We start from the raw sequence: 19,015 nt of genomic DNA on the forward strand, positions 1-19,015 counted from the left end.
GTGCGGCTCCTCAGCTTTGCGATGCTTTTTGTGGAATATAAATATTGGCCACCACTTCGCCCTGTGCTTTGGCTGGTCGGCGTGGCGCGGGCGCTTGGTTTTCCACCAGATCAAGATGTGGGAACAGCAGTTCGCCAACGCGATAGGCCTCTTCCAGATGCGGGTAACCGGACAAAATAAAGGTGTCGATGCCCAGATCGGCGTATTCCTGCATACGCGCTGCCACCGTCGGGCCATCGCCCACCAGCGCGGTTCCGGCACCGCCACGCACCAAACCCACCCCGGCCCACAGATTGGGGCTGATCTCCAGATTGTCTTTCTTGCCGCCGTGCAATGCCGCCATTCGTTGTTGCCCTACGGAGTCAAACCGAGCGAAGGCCTGCTGGGCATCGGCGATGGTCTTTTCATCCAGATTGGCAATCAGCCGGTCGGCAGCTCGCCAGGCTTCTTCGGTGGTTTCGCGCACGATGACGTGCAGGCGGATGCCGAAACGCACCTGGCGACCTTTGGCTGCGGCCTTGGCGCGTACCTCGGCAATTTTTTCTTTTACCTGCGCCGGCGGCTCGCCCCAGGTGAGGTACATTTCAACCTGATCGGCTGCCAGATCCTGCGCAGCGGCGGAGGATCCGCCGAAATAGAGCGGTGGGCGTGGCTGTTGCACCGGTGGGTACAGCAGTTTTGCGCCCTTTACCTGAATATGTTTACCGTTAAAATCGACGGTTTCTCCTTCCAGCACCTTGCGCCAGATATGGGTGAACTCCGCCGAGGCCTCGTAGCGTTCTTCGTGATTCAGGTGCAGACCTTCCGCGGCCAATTCATCAGGATCGCCGCCGGTAACCAGATTAAACAGTGCCCGGCCATTGGAAAGACGATCCAGCGTTGCTGCCTGGCGTGCCGCCAGAGTGGGCGAAATAATGCCGGGGCGCAGGGCTACCAGAAATTTCAGTCGTTGGGTGACCGGGATCAGCGAAGCGGCCACCAGCCAGGAGTCTTCACATGAGCGGCCGGTAGGGATCAGCACGCCACCAAAACCCAATCGATCGGCAGCCTGGGCGATTTGCTGCAAATAACCATAATCGACGCTGCGGGCACCTTCAGTACTGCCAAGATAGTGACCGTCACCGTGGGTGGGTAAAAACCAAAATACGTTCAGGCTCATCGTCAGTTCTCCTAAATTATTGTGCGCTCGGGTGCCAGATGCGTTGCGAAATATCGACTTTCACCGGCACCAGGCGGTTGGCATAAAACAGATCGGCCGTTTGCTGCTGAGCGGCGATGGTGTGCGCATCCAGAGGTTTGATGGCGGTGGGCGGGCGGTGATCCAGATAGGTCGAAATCACTTTCTCCGGCAGGCCCATGGCATTGGCCAGCAGCGTGACGCTTTGCGCACGGTCGCTTAGGGTCAGCGCATCAGCCTGAGTCAGCGTATCGAGTACCTGTTGAATAAAGGGTCCATTGGCCTCGGTATAAGTTCGCACCGCCAGATAGAAGGAGCCGGTTTGATTCAAATCGGTACCGTCACCCAGTACCCGCACGCCGCCCTGCAACAAGGCCGCGGAATAGTAGGGATCCCAAATTGTCCAGGCATCGACATTGCCCTGCTGGAAGGCGGCGCGGGCATCGGCCGGGGTCAGATAGACGGGCTGAATATCGGTGAATTTCAGCCCGGCTTTTTGCAATGAGCGCAGCAGCAGATTGTGGGAGCTGGAGCCCTTCTGGAAGGCCACCTTGTGGCCCTTTAGCTCCGCGACGGTTTTGATCGGGCTGTTTTCTGGCACCAGGATCACTTCTGCCTTGGGTTTTGGTGGCTCTACGCCGACATACAGCAGATCTGCACCGGCAGCCTGGGCGAAGATCGGCGGAATATCGCCGGTACTGCCAAGATCGATACTGCCGACGTTCAGCGCTTCAAGCATTTGCGGGCCGGCGGGGAATTCGATCCAACTGATTTTGGTGTTGGGAAAACGCTGTTCCAACAGCCGATGGGTTTTTGCCAGTACCAGACTGACCGATCCCTTTTGGTAGCCAATGCGAAACTGCGCCGGATCCTGTGCGCTGGCGGCATTGGTCCATGCCAATGAGAGGATGCCTGCCAATGCGCTGGTGCCCAGCCAACGGCCCAGTGAAGAAAGTCGTTTCATGTTTATTTCCTTATATGCTGTGCCGTCAGGCGGTTTGGCGGGCAAACAGGGAAGGGGAGAGCTCGGCTCTCGGCGGCTTGCGGCGGCCCAACGCCAGATAAAAGCTTTCCAGGGCTTCTTCCAGTCGGACAGCCAGATTTTCGGCCAGGGTGACCTCTTCCCCGTCCAGCACCACCTGACTGTCATCGGCAAATACCCCGTGCAGCACTTCCTGCGCTTTCAGCGCCGCCAGAACCGGCTTGAGGGCGTAGTCCACTGCCAACATATGGCCAATGGAGCCGCCGGTGGCCAGCGGCAATACCACCTTATGATCCAGCGCACGCTCTGGCAGTAGATCCAGCAGGGTCTTCAGCGCGCCGGAAAACGAAGCCTTATACACCGGTGTCGAGACCAGAAGGCCATCTGCCTGTGCCAGTTGCTCGGTAAAGGCTTTGATCGCCGGGCTGTTAAAATTGGCATACAGCAAATCTTCGGCATCAAAATCATGCAGGGTATAGGAGATCACCTCCACGCCTTGCTGCTGCAACCAGTTTTTACTCACAGAAAGCAGTGCCGCCGAGCGTGATGGGATGCGAGGGCTGCCGGCCAGTGATATAACGCGCATTACCACTCCTTATAACTAAAAGTTAGGTTTAATCATGAAATTGTCGAGAAGTGTTTTAAACCTATCAGTAATAAGGGGAGTTACTTAAATCTCATTTTTCGATTTTGTTATGCACAAATGCGGATTGGCGGCGGTTTTGGCTCAGAAGGGGGAAAACGATTGCGTAAAAAACGCTTTTTTTGCTTTTAATCAATTCCAATTGGTCAGGGGATACCGGATAATACGCCCCCGGTTTGCAACCGGGAAATCAGGAGAGTACATGTACTACCCCCTCATCAGAAAAGCGTTGTTCCAGCTCGATCCCGAGCGTGCGCATGAATTGACTTTTCAACAGCTTCGCCGTGTCACCGGTACCCCGTTAGAATTCCTTATTCGTCAGTCAGTGCCGACCAAACCGGTAAGCTGCATGGGGCTCTCTTTTAAAAACCCATTGGGCTTGGCCGCCGGTCTGGATAAAGACGGCGAGTGTATCGATGCGTTTGGCGCTATGGGTTTTGGTTTTGTCGAAGTCGGCACCGTGACGCCGCGCCCGCAGTCGGGCAATGACAAACCGCGCCTGTTCCGTATTGTGGAGGCCGAAGGCCTGATCAACCGCATGGGCTTTAATAACCAGGGGGTGGATAATCTGGTTGAAAACGTTAAGAAATCCCATTTCGGCGGTATTCTGGGGATTAATATTGGCAAGAATAAAGACACCCCGGTTGAGCAAGGAAAAGACGATTATCTAATCTGCATGGATAAAGTTTATCCGTATGCCGGTTATATCGCGATTAACATTTCGTCACCTAATACCCCAGGATTACGATCCTTACAGTATGGCGAAGCGTTGGACGATCTGCTGGCCGCGATTAAAAATAAGCAGCAGGAATTACATGAGCGTCATCACAAATATGTACCGGTAGCAGTAAAGATCGCGCCGGATCTTTCTGAAGAAGAATTGATCCAAATAGCCGACAGCCTGGTGCGTCATAATATAGATGGCGTGATCGCGACCAATACCACGCTGGATCGTAAATTGATCCAGGGGCTGAATTATTGTGAGCAAATGGGGGGCCTGAGTGGTCGTCCGCTGCAGGCGAGCAGCACCGAAGTGATCCGTCGTTTGTCACTTGAGCTGCAAGGGCGCTTGCCGATTATCGGCGTTGGCGGAATTGATTCCCTGATGGCGGCGCGGGAAAAAATGGCGGCAGGGGCTTCACTGGTGCAAATTTATTCCGGATTTATCTTCAAGGGTCCACGCCTGATTAAAGATATCGTTAACTATATCTAATATTTTTCCTTTCATTTTCCGCCGGGGGTTTATTTATTCCCCCGGCTCGTCTATATTTTGTCCACTAGCATAAATATCGTTCGCGGAATTATCCGATGTTTAAGCGACTTTAGTGGTGATAAAATCACCTTTTGGGGTAAATATTGCGTGGCATGGGCAGCGAGAAGGATAAGAGATGAAGATAAAACCTGACGATAATTGGCGTTGGTATTTTGACGCTGAACACGATCGGCTAATGCTGGATTTAGCCAATGGGATGATCTTTCGCTCGCGTTTCCCGGCCAAAATGTTAACCCCGGATGCCTTCGATGAATGCTCTTTCTGTGTCGATGACGCCGCGCTTTATTTTAATTATGAAGAGCAGTGCAAACAGATAAAGCTCAGCCACGAGCAGCGTGCTGAACTGGTATTAAATGCCCTGGTGGCTTATCGCTTCCTGAAACCGCTGATGCCGAAGAGCTGGCATTTCTCGCAGCAACATTATCCGTTGCAACCGAAGAACGGCGAACTGGCGGCGGTTAAGGTGATGGAAAGCGGCATTGAAGCCCGCCTGCTGGTGGTGGAAGCCGGTGATAACGCCAGCCTGTGCCTGCTGGCGCAGAACCAGCTTTCACTGGCCGGCCGTACCATGGTGCTGGGCGATGCCATCAAAGTGATGCACGATCGCCTAAAACCCTGCGCGCAGGATGAAGCCTCAGCCCCGGCTTACGACAGGGCGATGTAAGGCCGATTACGCCAGCGTCAAATCGCTTTTGGGAATACAGCTGCAGCAAAGAATGGTGCCATTGTTGGCCACCGCACTTTTCTTCAGCGGTGCCACTTCGCCATTGACCAAAGTAATACGACAGCTTCCACAAATTCCCGCACGGCATGAATAAGGCACCCGTAGCCCTTGCTGTTCCAACTGCTCCAGCAAGATCTGCTGATTGTTGCCGGTAAACACCGTTCCCGCGTAATCAATAGTGACGTTCTGCGCACTGTCCTGCGGTGCCTGCACGCTTTCCACCACTTTACCTGCGCCATAAGGGCGTGGCGGCTTGGTGGATAACACTTCAACGGCATCGCCAACGCGGATAATGCCGCTATTGCGCGCCACCATATTCTGGCCAAAATCGACATCGCCATTATCGGCGGTGCGGAATTTCTGCAGGGTACTCAGCGGTTCGCCGCTCGGGTGTTTGCGCCCGCGCTCGATACTGACGGTGGTCAGTACGCAGCGGCTGCAAGGTTTCACCAGGTCAAACATCACGTCACCGACGCGGATCACCTGCCAGCCATCTTCTGCCCAGGCGCTGGCGCCGGTCACCACCAGATTCGGGCGAAACTGTTCCAGTTTGATGCTGCCGGGGCAGCGCTGTTGCAGGTCGTTGAACGAGGCTTCGTTAATTAACAGGTAGGGATAACCGTCGGCGAAGGACAGGGGGATTTCCGGGTGTTTTTTAACGCGACGGGTCAGCTCCGGGCCGAGCCAACGCAATTGCACGTCACGCTGGAAATAACCGCTCAGCCAGCTATTAATTGCCTGCGGTGCAATCAGGGCGGTGAAATGGTTACCCCAGACTTCGGTCGGTTGCGCTTCGGCGGCGAAATCGCTAAAGCGGATGGCGGCACTTTCTCCGTCGGGCGCGGTCAGGAACAGGCCGTCTGCCAGCAGTGCCGGAGTGAATAACACCATCTGCGGATATTGCCGCGCAGTAATAAAGGTGCCATCCGGCTCGGTGATCATAAAAGTGCGATCGAAAGCCAGGCCACTACTGGAAACCTGGGCGTGAGAAAGCTGCAAACCCCGAAGCGATTTAACCGGATGAACGTAAAGTTTGGCTAGCGTAATCACCCTTGTCTCCGCGCGATTAGTAAATAGAAGGGAGCAACTTTATGACAAGCGGTCTGGATTAGCTATAATGCGCAACAATTTTCTTTTTGGTGATAAGTACGATATGAACTCTCTGTTTGCCAGCACGGCGCGTGGACTGGAAGAACTGTTAAAAAGCGAACTCGAAGCGCTGGGCGCTCACGCCTGTAAAGTCGTACAGGGTGGGGTACATTTTCAGGGTGACGATCGTCTTCTGTACCAAAGCTTGCTGTGGAGCCGTTTGGCCTCACGTATTTTGCTGCCGTTGAATGAATTCCGCGTACACAGCGATCTGGATTTGTACCTGGGCGTACAGGCGATCGACTGGACGAGCATTTTTGGTGTGGATAAAACTTTCGCCGTTCACTTCAGTGGCGTTAACGAAGAGATCCGCAACAGCCAGTATGGCGCACTAAAGGTCAAGGACGCCATTGTCGACAGTTTTACCCGCAAGATTGAACAACGCCCGACGGTAGCGAAGCAGCAGCCGGACATTCGCGTCAATGTCTTCCTGCAGCGCGATATGGCCAGCGTAGCGCTGGATTTGAGCGGTGAAGGCCTGCACCAGCGTGGTTATCGTGATCTGACCGGACAGGCACCGCTGAAAGAAAGCCTGGCAGCGGCGATTGTGCAGCGTTCTGGCTGGCAGCCGGGCACGCCAATGCTGGATCCAATGTGTGGTTCGGGTACCCTGCTGATCGAAGCGGCGATGATTGCTTCCGATCGCGCACCTGGCCTGCATCGTCAACACTGGGGCTTTACCGCCTGGAATGGTCACAACGTCGATCTGTGGCGTGAAGTGATCACCGAAGCGCAGGTACGCGCCCGTCGTGGCCTGCAGGAAACCACCTCGCGTTTCTTCGGCTCCGATATCGATCGCCGGGTGATTGAAATGGCGCGCGGCAACGCCCGTCGTGCCGGCGTCGCCGAACTGATTACCTTTAACGTCAACGACGTAGCCAAACTGACCAACCCGCTGCCGGAAGGCCCGACGGGAACCGTAGTCTGCAACCCGCCATACGGCGAGCGTCTGGAAAGCGAACCGGCGTTGATTGCCTTGCATAATATGCTGGGTCGTATCATGAAAAGCGCTTTTGGTGGCTGGCAGTTGTCACTGTTCAGCGCCTCACCGGAGCTGTTGAGCTGCCTGCAACTGCGTGCCGAGCGCCAGTTCAAGGCAAAAAATGGTCCGTTGGACTGCGTGCAGAAAAATTACCAACTGGCAGAAAACCCGCTGGGTGCTGGTGGCGTACAAGTGGCGGAAGATTTTGCCAACCGTCTGCGCAAAAACCTGAAGAAGCTCGACAAGTGGGCCAAACAGCAGGGCATTGAGTGCTACCGCCTGTACGATGCTGACCTGCCGGAATATAACGTGGCGGTGGATCGCTACGGCAGCAAAGTCGTGGTGCAGGAATATGCGCCGCCGAAAACCATTGATGCGCAGAAGGCTCGTCAACGCCTGTTCGACGTGATCAACGCCACGTTGGCGGTGCTGGAATTGCCGTCCAACCAGTTGATCCTGAAAACCCGCGAACGCCAGAAAGGTAAAAACCAGTACGAAAAACTGGCGCAGAAGGGCGAATTCCTGCTGGTGGAAGAGTTCAACGCCAAGCTGTGGGTTAACCTGACTGACTATCTCGATACCGGTCTGTTCCTCGACCACCGTATTGCCCGCCGCATGTTGGGGGAGATGAGCAAAGGCAAAGACTTCCTCAACCTGTTTGCCTATACCGGCACCGCCAGCGTGCATGCCGGGCTGGGTGGGGCGCGCAGCACCACGACGGTGGATATGTCGCGCACCTATCTGGAATGGGCGGAGAAAAACCTGCGGGTTAACGGCCTGACCGGCAAACAGCACAGATTGATCCATGCGGATTGTCTGTCATGGATGCAAAATGCCGACGAACAATTCGATGTGATCTTTATCGATCCGCCGACCTTCTCCAACTCCAAGCGGATGGAGAACACTTTTGACGTTCAGCGCGATCACCTGGCGCTGATGCAAGATTTGAAACGGTTACTGCGTCGTAATGGGACCATCATGTTCTCGAACAACAAGCGCGGTTTCCAGATGGATATGGCCGGCCTGAGCGCATTGGGTCTGGAGGCGAAAGAAATTACCGCCCAGACACAGTCGCAGGACTTTGCCCGTAACCGTCAAATTCATAACTGCTGGCTGCTTACCCATGCCGGCGAAGGAAAATAATTACTATGTCGTTAATTAGCATGTCCGGTGCCTGGCTGTCCTTCAGCGATGCACCACTTTTAGACAACACCGAAATTCATATTGAAGACAACGAACGCGTTTGTCTGGTTGGGCGCAATGGCGCCGGTAAATCCACGCTGTTGAAGATCCTCGGCAAAGAAATTCCATTGGATGATGGCCGGGTGATTTACGAGCAGGATCTGATTGTGGCGCGCCTGCAACAGGATCCCCCGCGCAATATCGGCGGTACGGTGTTTGATTTCGTGGCCGAAGGCGTCGCCGAGCAGGCGGAACACCTGAAAGCCTACCACGCGATTTCGCACCTGGTGGAAACCGACCCAAGCGAAAGAAACCTGACGCGCATGGCGCAGATTATGGAGATCCTCGATCATCAGGGCCTGTGGCAGCTCGATAGCCGCATCAGCGAAGTGCTGTTGCAGTTGGGCCTGAATGGGGATGCGGAACTTTCCTCGCTCTCCGGCGGCTGGCTGCGTAAAGCGGCACTGGGCCGAGCGCTGGTAAGTTCTCCGCGCGTACTGTTGCTCGACGAACCGACCAACCACCTGGATATTTCAACCATCGATTGGCTGGAAGGCTTCCTGAAAGAGTTCCAGGGCAGCATTGTGTTCATTTCCCACGACCGTTCCTTTATCCGCAATATGGCGACGCGCATTGTCGATCTCGATCGCGGCAAGCTAGTGTCCTGGCCGGGCAACTACGATTTATACCTGCTGAGCAAAGAAGAAGCGCTGCGGGTGGAAGAGCTGCAAAATGCCGAATTTGACCGCAAGCTGGCACAGGAAGAAGTGTGGATCCGTCAGGGCATCAAGGCGCGTCGTACCCGTAACGAAGGCCGCGTTCGTGCGCTGAAAGCGTTGCGTAACGAGCGATCCGAACGCCGTGAAGTGATGGGCACCGCCAAAATGCAGGTGGAAGAAGCGGTACGCTCCGGCAAGATCGTGTTTGAGATGGAAGACGTTAACTATCAGGTTGGCGGCAAAGTGTTGGTACGTAATTTCTCCGCCCAGGTACAACGTGGCGACAAAATTGCGTTGGTTGGTCCGAACGGTTGCGGCAAGACTACGCTGCTGAAACTGATGCTCAGCCAGTTGAAAGCCGACAGCGGCCGTGTGCACTGCGGGACCAAGCTGGAAGTGGCCTACTTCGACCAGCACCGTGCGGATCTGGATCCGGAGCGCACGGTCATGGACAACCTGGCGGAAGGTAAGCAGGAAGTATTGGTCAACGGCCGTTCACGCCACGTATTGGGTTATCTGCAGGACTTCCTGTTCCACCCTAAACGGGCGATGACGCCGGTGAAAGCCTTGTCGGGCGGTGAGCGTAATCGTCTGTTGCTGGCCAAACTGTTCCTGAAGCCTAGTAACTTATTGATCCTCGATGAACCTACCAACGACCTGGATGTTGAAACGCTGGAGTTGCTGGAAGAGCTGATCGACGGCTACCAGGGCACCGTGATGTTGGTCAGCCACGATCGTCAGTTCGTTGATAACTCGGTGACCGAATGCTGGATCTTTGAAGGTAACGGCGAGATCAGCACCTTCGTCGGCGGTTATTACGACGCGCATCATCAACGCGCGACGGCTAAACCGATCCGCCAGGTTACGGCTGAACAGAACAAGCCCGTAGCAGAAAAAAAGGCTGAACAGCCAAAGAAAACAGCGGCTAAACTGAGCTATAACCTGTTACGTGAGCTGGAGCAGTTACCGCAACGCCTGGAACAACTGGAAGCGGAAATTACGGCGCTGCAGGCACAAATGAGCGATGCTGATTTCTTCACGCGTCCTCACAGCGAAACGCAACAGGTGCTGACGGCGCTGGCTACGGCCGAAGGGGCACTGGAACAAGCCTTCGCCCGTTGGGAAGAGTTGGAAGCGATGAAAAACGGCTAACCGTTGAGAATACCGCCCGCGCGCTGCTGCGGGCGGTATTGCCGTACCGGTGAGCAACGTTGTTAAGGAGGAATATGGTGTGTTCCCACGAGAATCACGAGCAGCACAGCCATGCAACGCACGCGAAGCAGCAACAGGACAATCTGATGCTGTGCCCGCAGTGCGACATGCTGGTGGCATTGCCGCCGCTGGCATATGGTTCAAAAGCGGTATGCCCGCGTTGTAAGACTACCCTCAGTTCCCGCTGGGAGGAACCGCGCAAGCGGCCGATCGGCTACGCCCTCAGCGCCTTGTTTATGCTGGTGCTGGCGAATATTTTCCCGTTTATCAATATGCGCGTTGCCGGCCTTGGTAACGAAATCAAACTGATCCAAATCCCGCAGGTGATGGTGGCAGAAGACTATGCCAGCATGGCCACGCTGTTTATGGTATTTGTTCAACTGATCCCGGCATTTTGTATGGTGGCGATCATTTTGCTGTGCGCCAAAGTCCCTATCCCCACCGGTTTGAAAGAGTGGATGGCCAAAATGCTTTTCCAGTTTAAAACCTGGTGCATGGTGGAGATTTTCCTGGCCGGGGTGCTGGTCAGCTTCGTTAAGCTGATGGCTTATGGTGATATTGGCGTCGGCAGCAGCTTTGTGCCGTACTGCCTGTTTTGCCTGCTACAGGTGCGCGCTTTCCAGTGTGTCGATCGTCGCTGGCTGTGGAATGACATTGAACTCGCACCGCGCCTTGATCGTCCGATGGAAGTCGGGCGTACCGGGCTGCGTCAGGGGCTGCGTTCCTGCCAGTGTTGCACGGCCATTTTACCGGCGGAACTGACCCAGTGCCCGCGCTGCCATTCCCGTGGTTACGTGCGCCGCCGGCACAGTCTGCAATGGACGATGGCGCTGCTACTCACCTCTATCTTGTTGTATATTCCGGCAAACCTGATGCCGATTATGGTTACCGAGGCATTGGGCAACAAGCTCACTTCTACTATCATGGCCGGGGTGATCCTGCTGTGGGGAGAAGGATCTTACCCGGTGGCGATGGTGATCTTCATCGCCAGTATTATGGTGCCTTCGCTAAAAATGTTGGCGATTGGCTGGCTGTGTTGGGACGCTAACGGGACCGGCAAGGCACGGGCCGACAGCGAGCGAATGCATCTGATTTATGAAGTGGTTGAATTTGTTGGCCGCTGGTCAATGATTGACGTGTTTGTGATTGCCGTGCTTTCGGCATTGGTACGGATGGGACAATTGATGAGCATTTATCCTGACATTGGCGCACTGCTGTTCGCCATGGTGGTGATCCTCACTATGTTTGCAGCCATGACGTTTGATCCCCGGTTAACCTGGGATCGCGTAAACGAAACAATAAAAAAGGAGCCGCAAGGTGACGGAAAATAATCATAGCGTCGCGGACGTCGAGAAGATCAAACGCTGGTCACCAGTGTGGATCATCCCGATTGTCACCGCACTGATCGGCGCCTGGATCCTGTTTTACCATTTCAGCCATCAGGGGCCGGTGGTCACTCTGGTTACCACTACCGCCGAAGGGCTGGAGGCGGGTAAAACCAAAATCAAAAGCCGTAGCGTTGACGTCGGGGTTGTGGAAACGGTGACCCTGAGCGAAGACTTGAGCAAGGTGGTGGTCGAGGCGCGCCTTAACACCGGCATGGAGAAGCTGTTGCGTCAGGACTCAGCCTTCTGGGTAGTGAAGCCGCAGATTGGCCGTGGGGGCGTTTCCGGATTGGGGACGCTGCTTTCCGGTGCCTATATCGAACTGCAGCCGGGCAACAAAGGCAAGGCAGGCAAGGGCGACTACCAACTGCTGGACGCACCGCCGCTGGCCTCTCCGGACGCTAAAGGGCTCCGCATTGTGCTGGACAGTGAAAGATCCGGACAATTGAACGCCGGCGATCCGGTGTTGTTCCGCGGCTATCGCGTTGGCTCGGTGGAGACCAGTTATTTTGATCCCAAGATGCGTGCCATGCGTTACCAATTATTTATCTCCGCACCTTACGATCAGTTGGTGACCAGTAACGTACGTTTCTGGAAAGACAGCGGTGTGGCGTTCGATATGTCGGCGCAGGGGATGAGGGTGGAAATGGGCTCGTTGGCGACCTTGTTCAGCGGCGGCGTCAGCTTTGACGTGCCGGACGGCTGGGATCGCGGTGAACTGGCGCAACCGAAAGCGGAGTACCACCTGTTCGACAACCAGCGCAGCATTCAGGATTCGCTGTATACCGTGCATAAAGACTACCTGCTGTTCTTCGCCGATTCGGTTCGCGGGCTGCAGCCTGGTGCGCCGGTGGAATTCCGCGGCATTCGTCTGGGTACCGTTGGCCAGGTACCGTTCTACAAAAAAGGCATGATACAGCGTCTGGACAACGACTACCGGATCCCGGTGCTGATCCGCATCGAACCGGATCGCTTCCAGAAACAGTTGGGTGGCAACTTCGACTTTGAGAGTCATTTGAAAGATGCCGAATCACGTGGCATGCGTGCCTCTTTGAAATCCGCTAACCTGCTAACGGGTTCGCTGTATATCGATCTGGATTTCTATCCGCAAGAGAAACCTTATAAAGGGCCACGTGAGCTGTTTGGTTACCGACTGATGCCAACCACCAGCGGCGGCCTGGCGCAGATCCAGCAGAAACTGATGCAGACGCTGGATAAAATCAACTCGATGCCGCTGAATCCGATGATCAACGAAGCGACCAAAACGTTGGCTGAAAGTCAGAAAACGATGAAGTCGACACAGCAGACCATGCAATCGTTGAATGACATCATTGCCAGCAAAGAGATGAAGGCGTTGCCGCAGGATATGCAAAAAACCTTGCAGGAACTGAACCGCAGCATGAAAGGGTTCCAGCCTGGTTCTCCGGCCTACAACAAGATGGTCGGCGATATGCAACGTCTTGATCAGGTCTTGCGTGAACTGCAGCCGGTGCTGCGCACCCTGAACGAAAAGAGCAACGCGCTGGTATTTGAAGCCGCGGGCAGTAACGATCCTCAGCCGAAGAAGGCCAATAAATGATGAAATGGATCCCGGTAGCCCTGGCGCTGTTACTCAGCGCCTGTAGCAGTACTCCACAGAAGACCTACTATCAATTGCCGGCATTGGGCTCGCCGGCACAGGTCAGCGGTAGCACGACGTCGCGCCAGCTTTGGCTGGAGCACGTTAGCGTGGCGGATTATCTGGCGCAGAGCGGTGTGGTTTACCAGACCAATGACGTGCAGTATGTGATTGCCCAGAACAACCTGTGGGCCAGCCCGCTGGATCAACAGTTGCAGCAGACGCTGGTCACTAACCTGAGCAGCGCGCTGCCGGGTTGGGTGGTGTCCTCGCAGCCGATGAGCAGCGAACAGGATGTGCTCAACGTCACCATCAGTGGTTTCCACGGCCGCTTTGACGGCAAGGCGATCATTCGCGGCGAGTGGGTGCTGAACCATCAGGGCAATTTGACCAAACGTCCATTCAGCCTGGAGCTTAAACAGGGTGAAGACGGCTACGATGCCTTGGTGCGGACGTTGGCTCAGGGCTGGCAACAAGAAGCCCAGGATATTGCTGCGCAAGCCGGTCGTTTTTAGAAATAATTTGTATTAAATCGGTCTAACCCCTTGCGGCGAGGAATATTGGGATTTCTCGTCGCAAGGGGTTTTTATTTTATTTCAATAAGTTAGCTTCTTTCCTATCTATCAGCCACTTAGCAAATTCTGCGTGCGTAGCTCACAAATATGACATTGGCGTGAATTTTGCGCATTGATCTTCGCTCCATTTAGCGCTATTGCTTAAACGTGGCTGCACAAAAAGCAGCCATTGTTTTCTTTCCAACTGACCAAAAAGTGAGGGAAACGAGGCATGAAGAGACAGAAACGCGATCGTCTGGAAAGGGCGCATTCGAAAGGTTATCAGGCAGGTATTTTAGGACATCCGAAGGATTATTGTCCCTATAAAACGACTGTGGAAAGCCGGTCTCAATGGCTGGGAGGTTGGCGAGAAGCCATGGAAGACAGGGCTGTGACCGCTTAAGCGGCTCCCTGTCAAATAAAAGGAACAACCTCCGCCCAGTGCGGAGGTTTGTGTTTAATGGGTATTACCCCTGCCAGCGTTTCAGCAAGATACTCGCATTCACACCACCAAAGCCAAAGCCGTTCGACAGTGCGTAGCTTATGGCCATGGGTTCCGCTTTATTCGCAACCAGGTGCAGCCCCTCTGCAGCCGGATCCGGACTTTCCAAATTCAGTGTGGCGGGCGCAATCTGGTCACGCAGCGCCAGTGCGGTAAAGATGGTTTCCAACCCGCCAGCGGCACCGAGCAGATGACCGGTTGCTGATTTGGTTGAGGTAACCGCTACGCTGCCGTTCGTGCCGAACAGATGCTTAATGGCGTTAATTTCGCCCAAATCCCCTACCGGTGTGGATGTCGCATGCGCGTTCAGGTGTTGAACCTGCTCCGGTGCTACGCCAGCCTGTTTGAGGGCAATTTTCATGGCACGGTAGGCACCGTCACCATCCTCGGCACCCGAAGTCATGTGGTAGGCATCTGCGCTGGTGCCATAACCGACAATTTCAGCCAGCGGTGTTGCCCCACGGGCCAGCGCATGCTCCAGTGTCTCAATCACCAGCATGCCGGCACCTTCACCCATAACAAACCCGTTGCGTGCACTGTCAAAAGGCCGTGAGGCTGTTGCGGCGGCGTCTGCAGGCGTTGTGGACATGGCACGCGCCGCTGCAAAACCCCCAAGGCTAACGGTGTCGATAGCCGCTTCCGTACCGCCACACAGCGCGATATCCGCTTCATCGTTACGAATCATACGTACGGCATCGCCAATGGCCTGTACCCCTGCGGCACAGGCCGTCACAGGGGCGCCAATAGGGCCCTTGAACTGATGTTTAATCGATACGTGACCGGCAGCCAGATTAACCAGGAACGAAGGGATGGTGAAAGGCGACAGGCGTTTGGCACCACGGCTGTCGGTGGTGCGTACCGCATGGGCGATAGCCGGGAAGCCGCCAATGCCGGAAGCGATCACGGTTGCGGTGCGTTCCTGCTTGTCTTCAGTGTCTGCTACCCAACCTGCCTGACGGATAGCCTCATCGGCCGCTGCCATGGCGAGCAGGATAAAGCGGTCCATTTTCTTCTGGTCTTTTGGTGCCACCGAAAGGTCGGGGTCGAAGCCCGCCTCGGGATCCTGTTCCAAAGTGGGCACCTGACCACCGATTTTCACCTGCAGGTCTGCGACGATCTCTTCTGGCAGCGGACGAATGCCGGACTGGCCGTTCAGCAGACGCTGCCAGATAGCCTCTACGCCGCATCCCAGTGGCGAAATGGCGCCCATGCCGGTAATGACTATACGACGAGTGTTCATAGTGACTCCTTGGATGATTCAGGGGGAAATGCAGAAAGGTTCTGCAGCATCAGGGCCGCGCGCTGGCGCATGCCGTCGGTCGCTGCCGGCCCTGGGGCTAAAGTAATATTATGCAGCGCAATGGGCTGCTGGGTAATGCTGTCGATCAGTTGCACGCGTATGGGTTGCCCGGTACGACGATCGACCAGTTCGGCACTGATGCCGTCTTCGGCCAGGTGGGTATTCCCCCAGTGAAACAGGGCTGCAAGCACCGGGAAAAAATCTTTGCCGCGTTCAGTGAGCAAGTACTGGTAGCGTACCGGTCGTGTTTGATAGCGTTGTTTATGCAGTATGCCGCTTTCTACCAGATACTTCAGGCGACGGGTCAATATGGTGGGCGAAAGTCCAAGGCTCTGCTGGAACTCATCAAACCGGGACAAGCCATGGAACGCATCGCGAAGTATCAGGATGCTCCACCATTCCCCGACGCGGTCCAGTGAGCGAGCTACTGGGCATGGCATGTTATCAAAACGAGTTTTTTGCATGGCATACCTCCTGGTTACTACAATTATTGTAGTTACTGTTTAGCCGCTATGGACGCAACGATTAAAAGATAACTAAGGGAAATAAACGGCGACCCGGAAGGCCGCCGTGATTGCGGTTAGAACGCCGCAGTGTCCTTGAACAGGCCCACTTTCAGATCGCTGGCGGTGTAAATGACCTGACCATCGACCAGGACTTCACCATCAGCCACACCCATAATCAGTTTACGGATGATCACACGCTTGAAGTTAATGCGGTAGGTGACTTTCTTCGCGGTAGGTAAAACCTGGCCGGTGAATTTAACTTCACCCACGCCCAGCGCACGACCTTTACCTTCGCCGCCCAGCCAGCCGAGGTAGAAACCTACCAACTGCCACATGGCATCCAGACCCAGGCAGCCTGGCATCACCGGATCGCCGATAAAGTGGCAACCAAAGAACCATAGGTCTGGATTAATATCCAGTTCCGCTTCCACATAACCCTTGTTGTGGGTACCACCGTCTTCGGTCATTTTGACCACGCGGTCCATCATCAACATGTTACCTGCCGGCAACGGCGGGCCACCAGCGCCAAACAGTTCGCCACGGCCGGATGCTTCGAGGTCTTCTTTCGTATAGGAGTCGCGTTTTTCTACCATGTTCTCAGTAAACCTTATTTTATTGAAGGGCGCAGATTAGCTTACACGTGTACGCTGAACAAGTCCGATCAGCCGTGGTTGAACCAGTTGAGCCAACGAAGCGGCCATGGCCAGCGCCGGCGTTCCTGCGGATTCACCTGTGCTATCCGTTCCTGAATGGCAGCTAACAGGTTCGGTTGCTGTTCATCAGAGTAGGGGTAACCGGTGAGTAATGGCAAGGCTTCCGCAGCGCTATTGACGGCCCACAGATGGAACTGCCCCTCGCGCACCGCATCGACCACGTCCTGATGCAGACACAGATGGCGCACATTGGTGGCGGGCAGAATAATGCCCTGTTTGCCAGTCAAACCCCGACGTTGGCAAACTTCAAAAAAGCCTTCGATTTTTTCGTTAACGCCGCCAATCGGCTGCACATTACCGAATTGGTCGACAGAACCGGTTACTGCAATCTGCTGGGTAATTGGCTGTAGCGACAGTGCGCTGATGAGCGCGCACAGCTCAGCCAATGAGGCGCTGTCACCGTCCACTTCGCCATAAGATTGTTCAAACACGATCGAAGCAGAGAAGGGCAGCGGTTGGTCCAGTTCCAGTTCGGAAATCAGGAACGCCTGCATAATCATCATGCCCTTGGCATGCAGATTGCCGCCAAGCTCGGCCTTGCGCTCAACGTCGGTGAATTCACCATCGCCAAGATGTACGACACAGCTGATACGGGAGGGTTCACCGAAACTGCGCGGATGGCCAGGGTATTCCAGCACCGACAGGCCATTGATCTGGCCGACGACTTCGCCTTCGGTTTCAATCAGGATTTGGCCCAGCTCAATTTCATCCTGCATCCGTTCGGCAAGATAGCTTTCACGCCACTCGCGCGCATTCAGCGCGGCTTCAAATGCTTTGGCAGTGATGCTTTCTTCTTCGACGTACAGTGCGGCTTCGGAAAGTTGTTGGCCGAGCCACAGTGGGGACAGCGGCAGGTTGCCCTGATCGCCGCTGTGACGTACTGCCTGTATCATCAGCGGGTACCAGGCATCGGCTGCCAGCGGTGGCAGTTGTTGCTCTTCGATGAGGCTATTGACGTAGCCACACCATTGCACCATGTCATCGATTTCGGTGAGTTGCAGATCTTCCTCGTATTCACCGTAAACTGACTGCTCACTCAGCTCCGGTTCAATATCATGGAAATCGGCAAGGCCGTGACGATCGCCTACCACAATCAACCGCAATTCCAGCGGCATGGCTGGAATGGTAATTGGCAATGGGCGTGTCTCATCCGGGGAAACCCAGTGGAACTGACGTTGGGTGATCATCTGCTTCAAACGCAGCCACAGCAGCGGCTGAGCCAGCAGAGAACGCGCAGACAGGATCAGTACACCACCGTTGGCCTGATGCACCAGGCCGGGCTGCAGGTTGATTTCACCATTGTGGATCCGGACGCAGCCAAACAGCTGTTCAGGTTCAACCCACTCTTGATACACGCAGGCACCACCGGCGGCAAAGGGTTCATCACCCTGGCTGGCGGGTTCTACGCTGACCTTGCTGCCCTGGATCACATAGTGACTGCCTTTGAACGCGGTGTTCTGCGGCTGCAGTTGTTCAACTGCCTGGGCGATCAGCGCCAGATACTCACGCGTTTCTTGCGCTTTCAACAACATGAAACGCGGTGGTGACTGTGGATGGCAAAACAGCGTCAGTGCGTTTTCCAGCCGAGGCTGAATAGAGGCAAAGGACACGGGGGCCAACTGCGCGGCGGTATCAAATATCGCTTGATAAGGCGTAACGTCCGGCAACAGTGATTGCCATTCAAGTCGGTTATTGGTCAAAGTGTTAGATGCAATCGTCAAAAAGGGAAAGGGCGATTATACAAGAATAACGGCAGCTTGATAGATGCAGAGTTACAGTTGATGTCAGGGAGTTTGACATCGAGCGATGACTGTGCAAAAAACAGTCTAAAACGAGGTGTAATTGCCGGGGAAATTCGGCGTAAAGCTGTTATGCTTAATAAAGTTACGCGGTCACTGAAGAGCTCACGATGAAATATCAGCAACTGGAAAATCTGGAGAGCGGTTGGAAATGGAAGTACCTGGTGAAAAAGCACCGGGAAGGGGAAGCTATTACCCGCCACATTGAAAACAGCGTTGCTCAGGAAGCCATTGACGAGCTGCTGAAGCTGGAAAATGAGCCGGTAAAAGTGCTGACGTGGATTAGTCACCATATGAATCCGGAACTGGATAACCGGATGAAGCAAACTATCCGCGCACGACGTAAACGTCATTTTAACGCAGAACACCAACATACGCGTAAAAAATCTATCGATCTGGAGTTTCTGGTTTGGCAGCGTTTGGCCGCGCTGGCCCGTCGCCGTGGGGTGACTCTATCAGAAACAGTGGTGCAGTTGATCGAAGATGCGGAACGTAAAGAGAAGTATGCCAGCCAGATGTCATCATTGAAGCAAGATTTAAAAGCTATTCTAGGTAAAGACAAAGAATAAACCCGCTAGCCAGCCAGTTACCTGCA

At 54.7% G+C, this 19,015-nt stretch carries 17 protein-coding genes; 9 read left to right on the top strand and 8 right to left on the bottom strand.

Features of this window, described 5'->3' with window-relative positions; all coding sequences use genetic code 11:
* Window positions 1-10: 10 nt before the first annotated feature.
* The 3 genes from ssuD to ssuE are packed head-to-tail and all read right to left on the bottom strand — an operon-like array spanning window position 11 to window position 2,745.
* A complete protein-coding gene (ssuD, locus tag ACSOSI_RS09200; RefSeq protein ID WP_012006164.1) occupies window positions 11-1,159 on the bottom strand; it encodes an FMNH2-dependent alkanesulfonate monooxygenase in 1,149 nt (382 codons plus the stop codon).
* Window positions 1,160-1,175: 16 nt separating this feature from the next.
* Window positions 1,176-2,141, bottom strand: a complete 966-nt coding sequence (locus ACSOSI_RS09205; protein WP_017892297.1) for a sulfonate ABC transporter substrate-binding protein — start codon at window positions 2,139-2,141, stop codon at window positions 1,176-1,178.
* A gap of 25 nt (window positions 2,142-2,166) precedes the next feature.
* A complete protein-coding gene (gene ssuE, locus ACSOSI_RS09210; protein ID WP_476706938.1) occupies window positions 2,167-2,745 on the bottom strand; it encodes an NADPH-dependent FMN reductase in 579 nt (192 codons plus the stop codon).
* 259 nt (window positions 2,746-3,004) lie between these two features.
* Between ssuE and pyrD the strand changes: the two genes are divergently transcribed.
* The gene (pyrD, locus tag ACSOSI_RS09215; RefSeq protein ID WP_012006167.1) at window positions 3,005-4,015 is read left to right on the top strand and encodes a quinone-dependent dihydroorotate dehydrogenase; all 1,011 of its coding nucleotides are present in this window, start codon (window positions 3,005-3,007) and stop codon (window positions 4,013-4,015) included.
* A gap of 175 nt (window positions 4,016-4,190) precedes the next feature.
* Window positions 4,191-4,739: a cell division protein ZapC gene (locus ACSOSI_RS09220; RefSeq protein WP_012006168.1), complete on the top strand. Its 549-nt coding sequence runs from the start codon at window positions 4,191-4,193 to the stop codon at window positions 4,737-4,739.
* Window positions 4,740-4,745: 6 nt separating this feature from the next.
* Here ACSOSI_RS09220 and ACSOSI_RS09225 read toward each other — a convergent pair whose 3' ends face one another.
* Window positions 4,746-5,849 (bottom strand): YcbX family protein, encoded by a 1,104-nt coding sequence (locus ACSOSI_RS09225; protein WP_012006169.1) that lies wholly within the window; start codon window positions 5,847-5,849, stop codon window positions 4,746-4,748.
* 103 nt (window positions 5,850-5,952) lie between these two features.
* Here ACSOSI_RS09225 and rlmKL point away from each other — a divergent pair, with 103 nt between their 5' ends.
* From rlmKL to rmf, 6 genes are all read left to right on the top strand, one after another.
* A complete protein-coding gene (gene rlmKL, locus ACSOSI_RS09230; RefSeq protein ID WP_012006170.1) occupies window positions 5,953-8,073 on the top strand; it encodes a bifunctional 23S rRNA (guanine(2069)-N(7))-methyltransferase RlmK/23S rRNA (guanine(2445)-N(2))-methyltransferase RlmL in 2,121 nt (706 codons plus the stop codon).
* A gap of 5 nt (window positions 8,074-8,078) precedes the next feature.
* A complete protein-coding gene (locus ACSOSI_RS09235) occupies window positions 8,079-9,983 on the top strand; it encodes an ABC transporter ATP-binding protein (protein WP_115182817.1) in 1,905 nt (634 codons plus the stop codon).
* Between the two features lie 77 nt (window positions 9,984-10,060).
* Window positions 10,061-11,374, top strand: a complete 1,314-nt coding sequence (pqiA, locus tag ACSOSI_RS09240; RefSeq protein ID WP_476707263.1) for a membrane integrity-associated transporter subunit PqiA — start codon at window positions 10,061-10,063, stop codon at window positions 11,372-11,374.
* Window positions 11,361-13,007 carry an intermembrane transport protein PqiB gene (gene pqiB, locus ACSOSI_RS09245; protein ID WP_012006173.1) on the top strand — a complete coding sequence of 549 codons (1,647 nt, stop codon included), beginning with the start codon at window positions 11,361-11,363 and terminating at the stop codon, window positions 13,005-13,007. Before pqiA ends, pqiB begins: the two co-directional genes overlap by 14 nt.
* Window positions 13,004-13,561: a membrane integrity-associated transporter subunit PqiC gene (gene pqiC / locus ACSOSI_RS09250; protein WP_012006174.1), complete on the top strand. Its 558-nt coding sequence runs from the start codon at window positions 13,004-13,006 to the stop codon at window positions 13,559-13,561. Before pqiB ends, pqiC begins: the two co-directional genes overlap by 4 nt.
* Before the next feature lie 271 nt (window positions 13,562-13,832).
* Window positions 13,833-14,003: a ribosome modulation factor gene (rmf, locus tag ACSOSI_RS09255; RefSeq protein ID WP_012006175.1), complete on the top strand. Its 171-nt coding sequence runs from the start codon at window positions 13,833-13,835 to the stop codon at window positions 14,001-14,003.
* 64 nt (window positions 14,004-14,067) lie between these two features.
* Here the strand turns inward: rmf and fabF are convergent, their stop codons facing one another.
* The 4 genes from fabF to ACSOSI_RS09275 all read right to left on the bottom strand — a co-directional run bounded on the left by fabF (window position 14,068) and on the right by ACSOSI_RS09275 (window position 18,321).
* Window positions 14,068-15,342 carry a beta-ketoacyl-ACP synthase II gene (gene fabF, locus ACSOSI_RS09260; RefSeq protein WP_261129785.1) on the bottom strand — a complete coding sequence of 425 codons (1,275 nt, stop codon included), beginning with the start codon at window positions 15,340-15,342 and terminating at the stop codon, window positions 14,068-14,070.
* A complete protein-coding gene (locus ACSOSI_RS09265) occupies window positions 15,339-15,866 on the bottom strand; it encodes a winged helix-turn-helix transcriptional regulator (RefSeq protein ID WP_115182815.1) in 528 nt (175 codons plus the stop codon). The genes fabF and ACSOSI_RS09265 overlap by 4 nt, the downstream gene beginning before the upstream one ends.
* A gap of 116 nt (window positions 15,867-15,982) precedes the next feature.
* Window positions 15,983-16,501, bottom strand: a complete 519-nt coding sequence (gene fabA, locus ACSOSI_RS09270; protein ID WP_012006178.1) for a bifunctional 3-hydroxydecanoyl-ACP dehydratase/trans-2-decenoyl-ACP isomerase — start codon at window positions 16,499-16,501, stop codon at window positions 15,983-15,985.
* A 68-nt stretch (window positions 16,502-16,569) separates the two neighbouring features.
* Entirely contained in the window at window positions 16,570-18,321 is a 1,752-nt protein-coding gene (locus ACSOSI_RS09275) for an AAA family ATPase (protein WP_172491118.1), read from the bottom strand.
* A 209-nt stretch (window positions 18,322-18,530) separates the two neighbouring features.
* Between ACSOSI_RS09275 and matP the strand changes: the two genes are divergently transcribed.
* Window positions 18,531-18,989: a macrodomain Ter protein MatP gene (gene matP, locus ACSOSI_RS09280; protein WP_012006180.1), complete on the top strand. Its 459-nt coding sequence runs from the start codon at window positions 18,531-18,533 to the stop codon at window positions 18,987-18,989.
* Window positions 18,990-19,015 lie beyond the last annotated feature (26 nt).

It is taken from the genome of Serratia sp. AR11, from assembly GCF_056376275.1.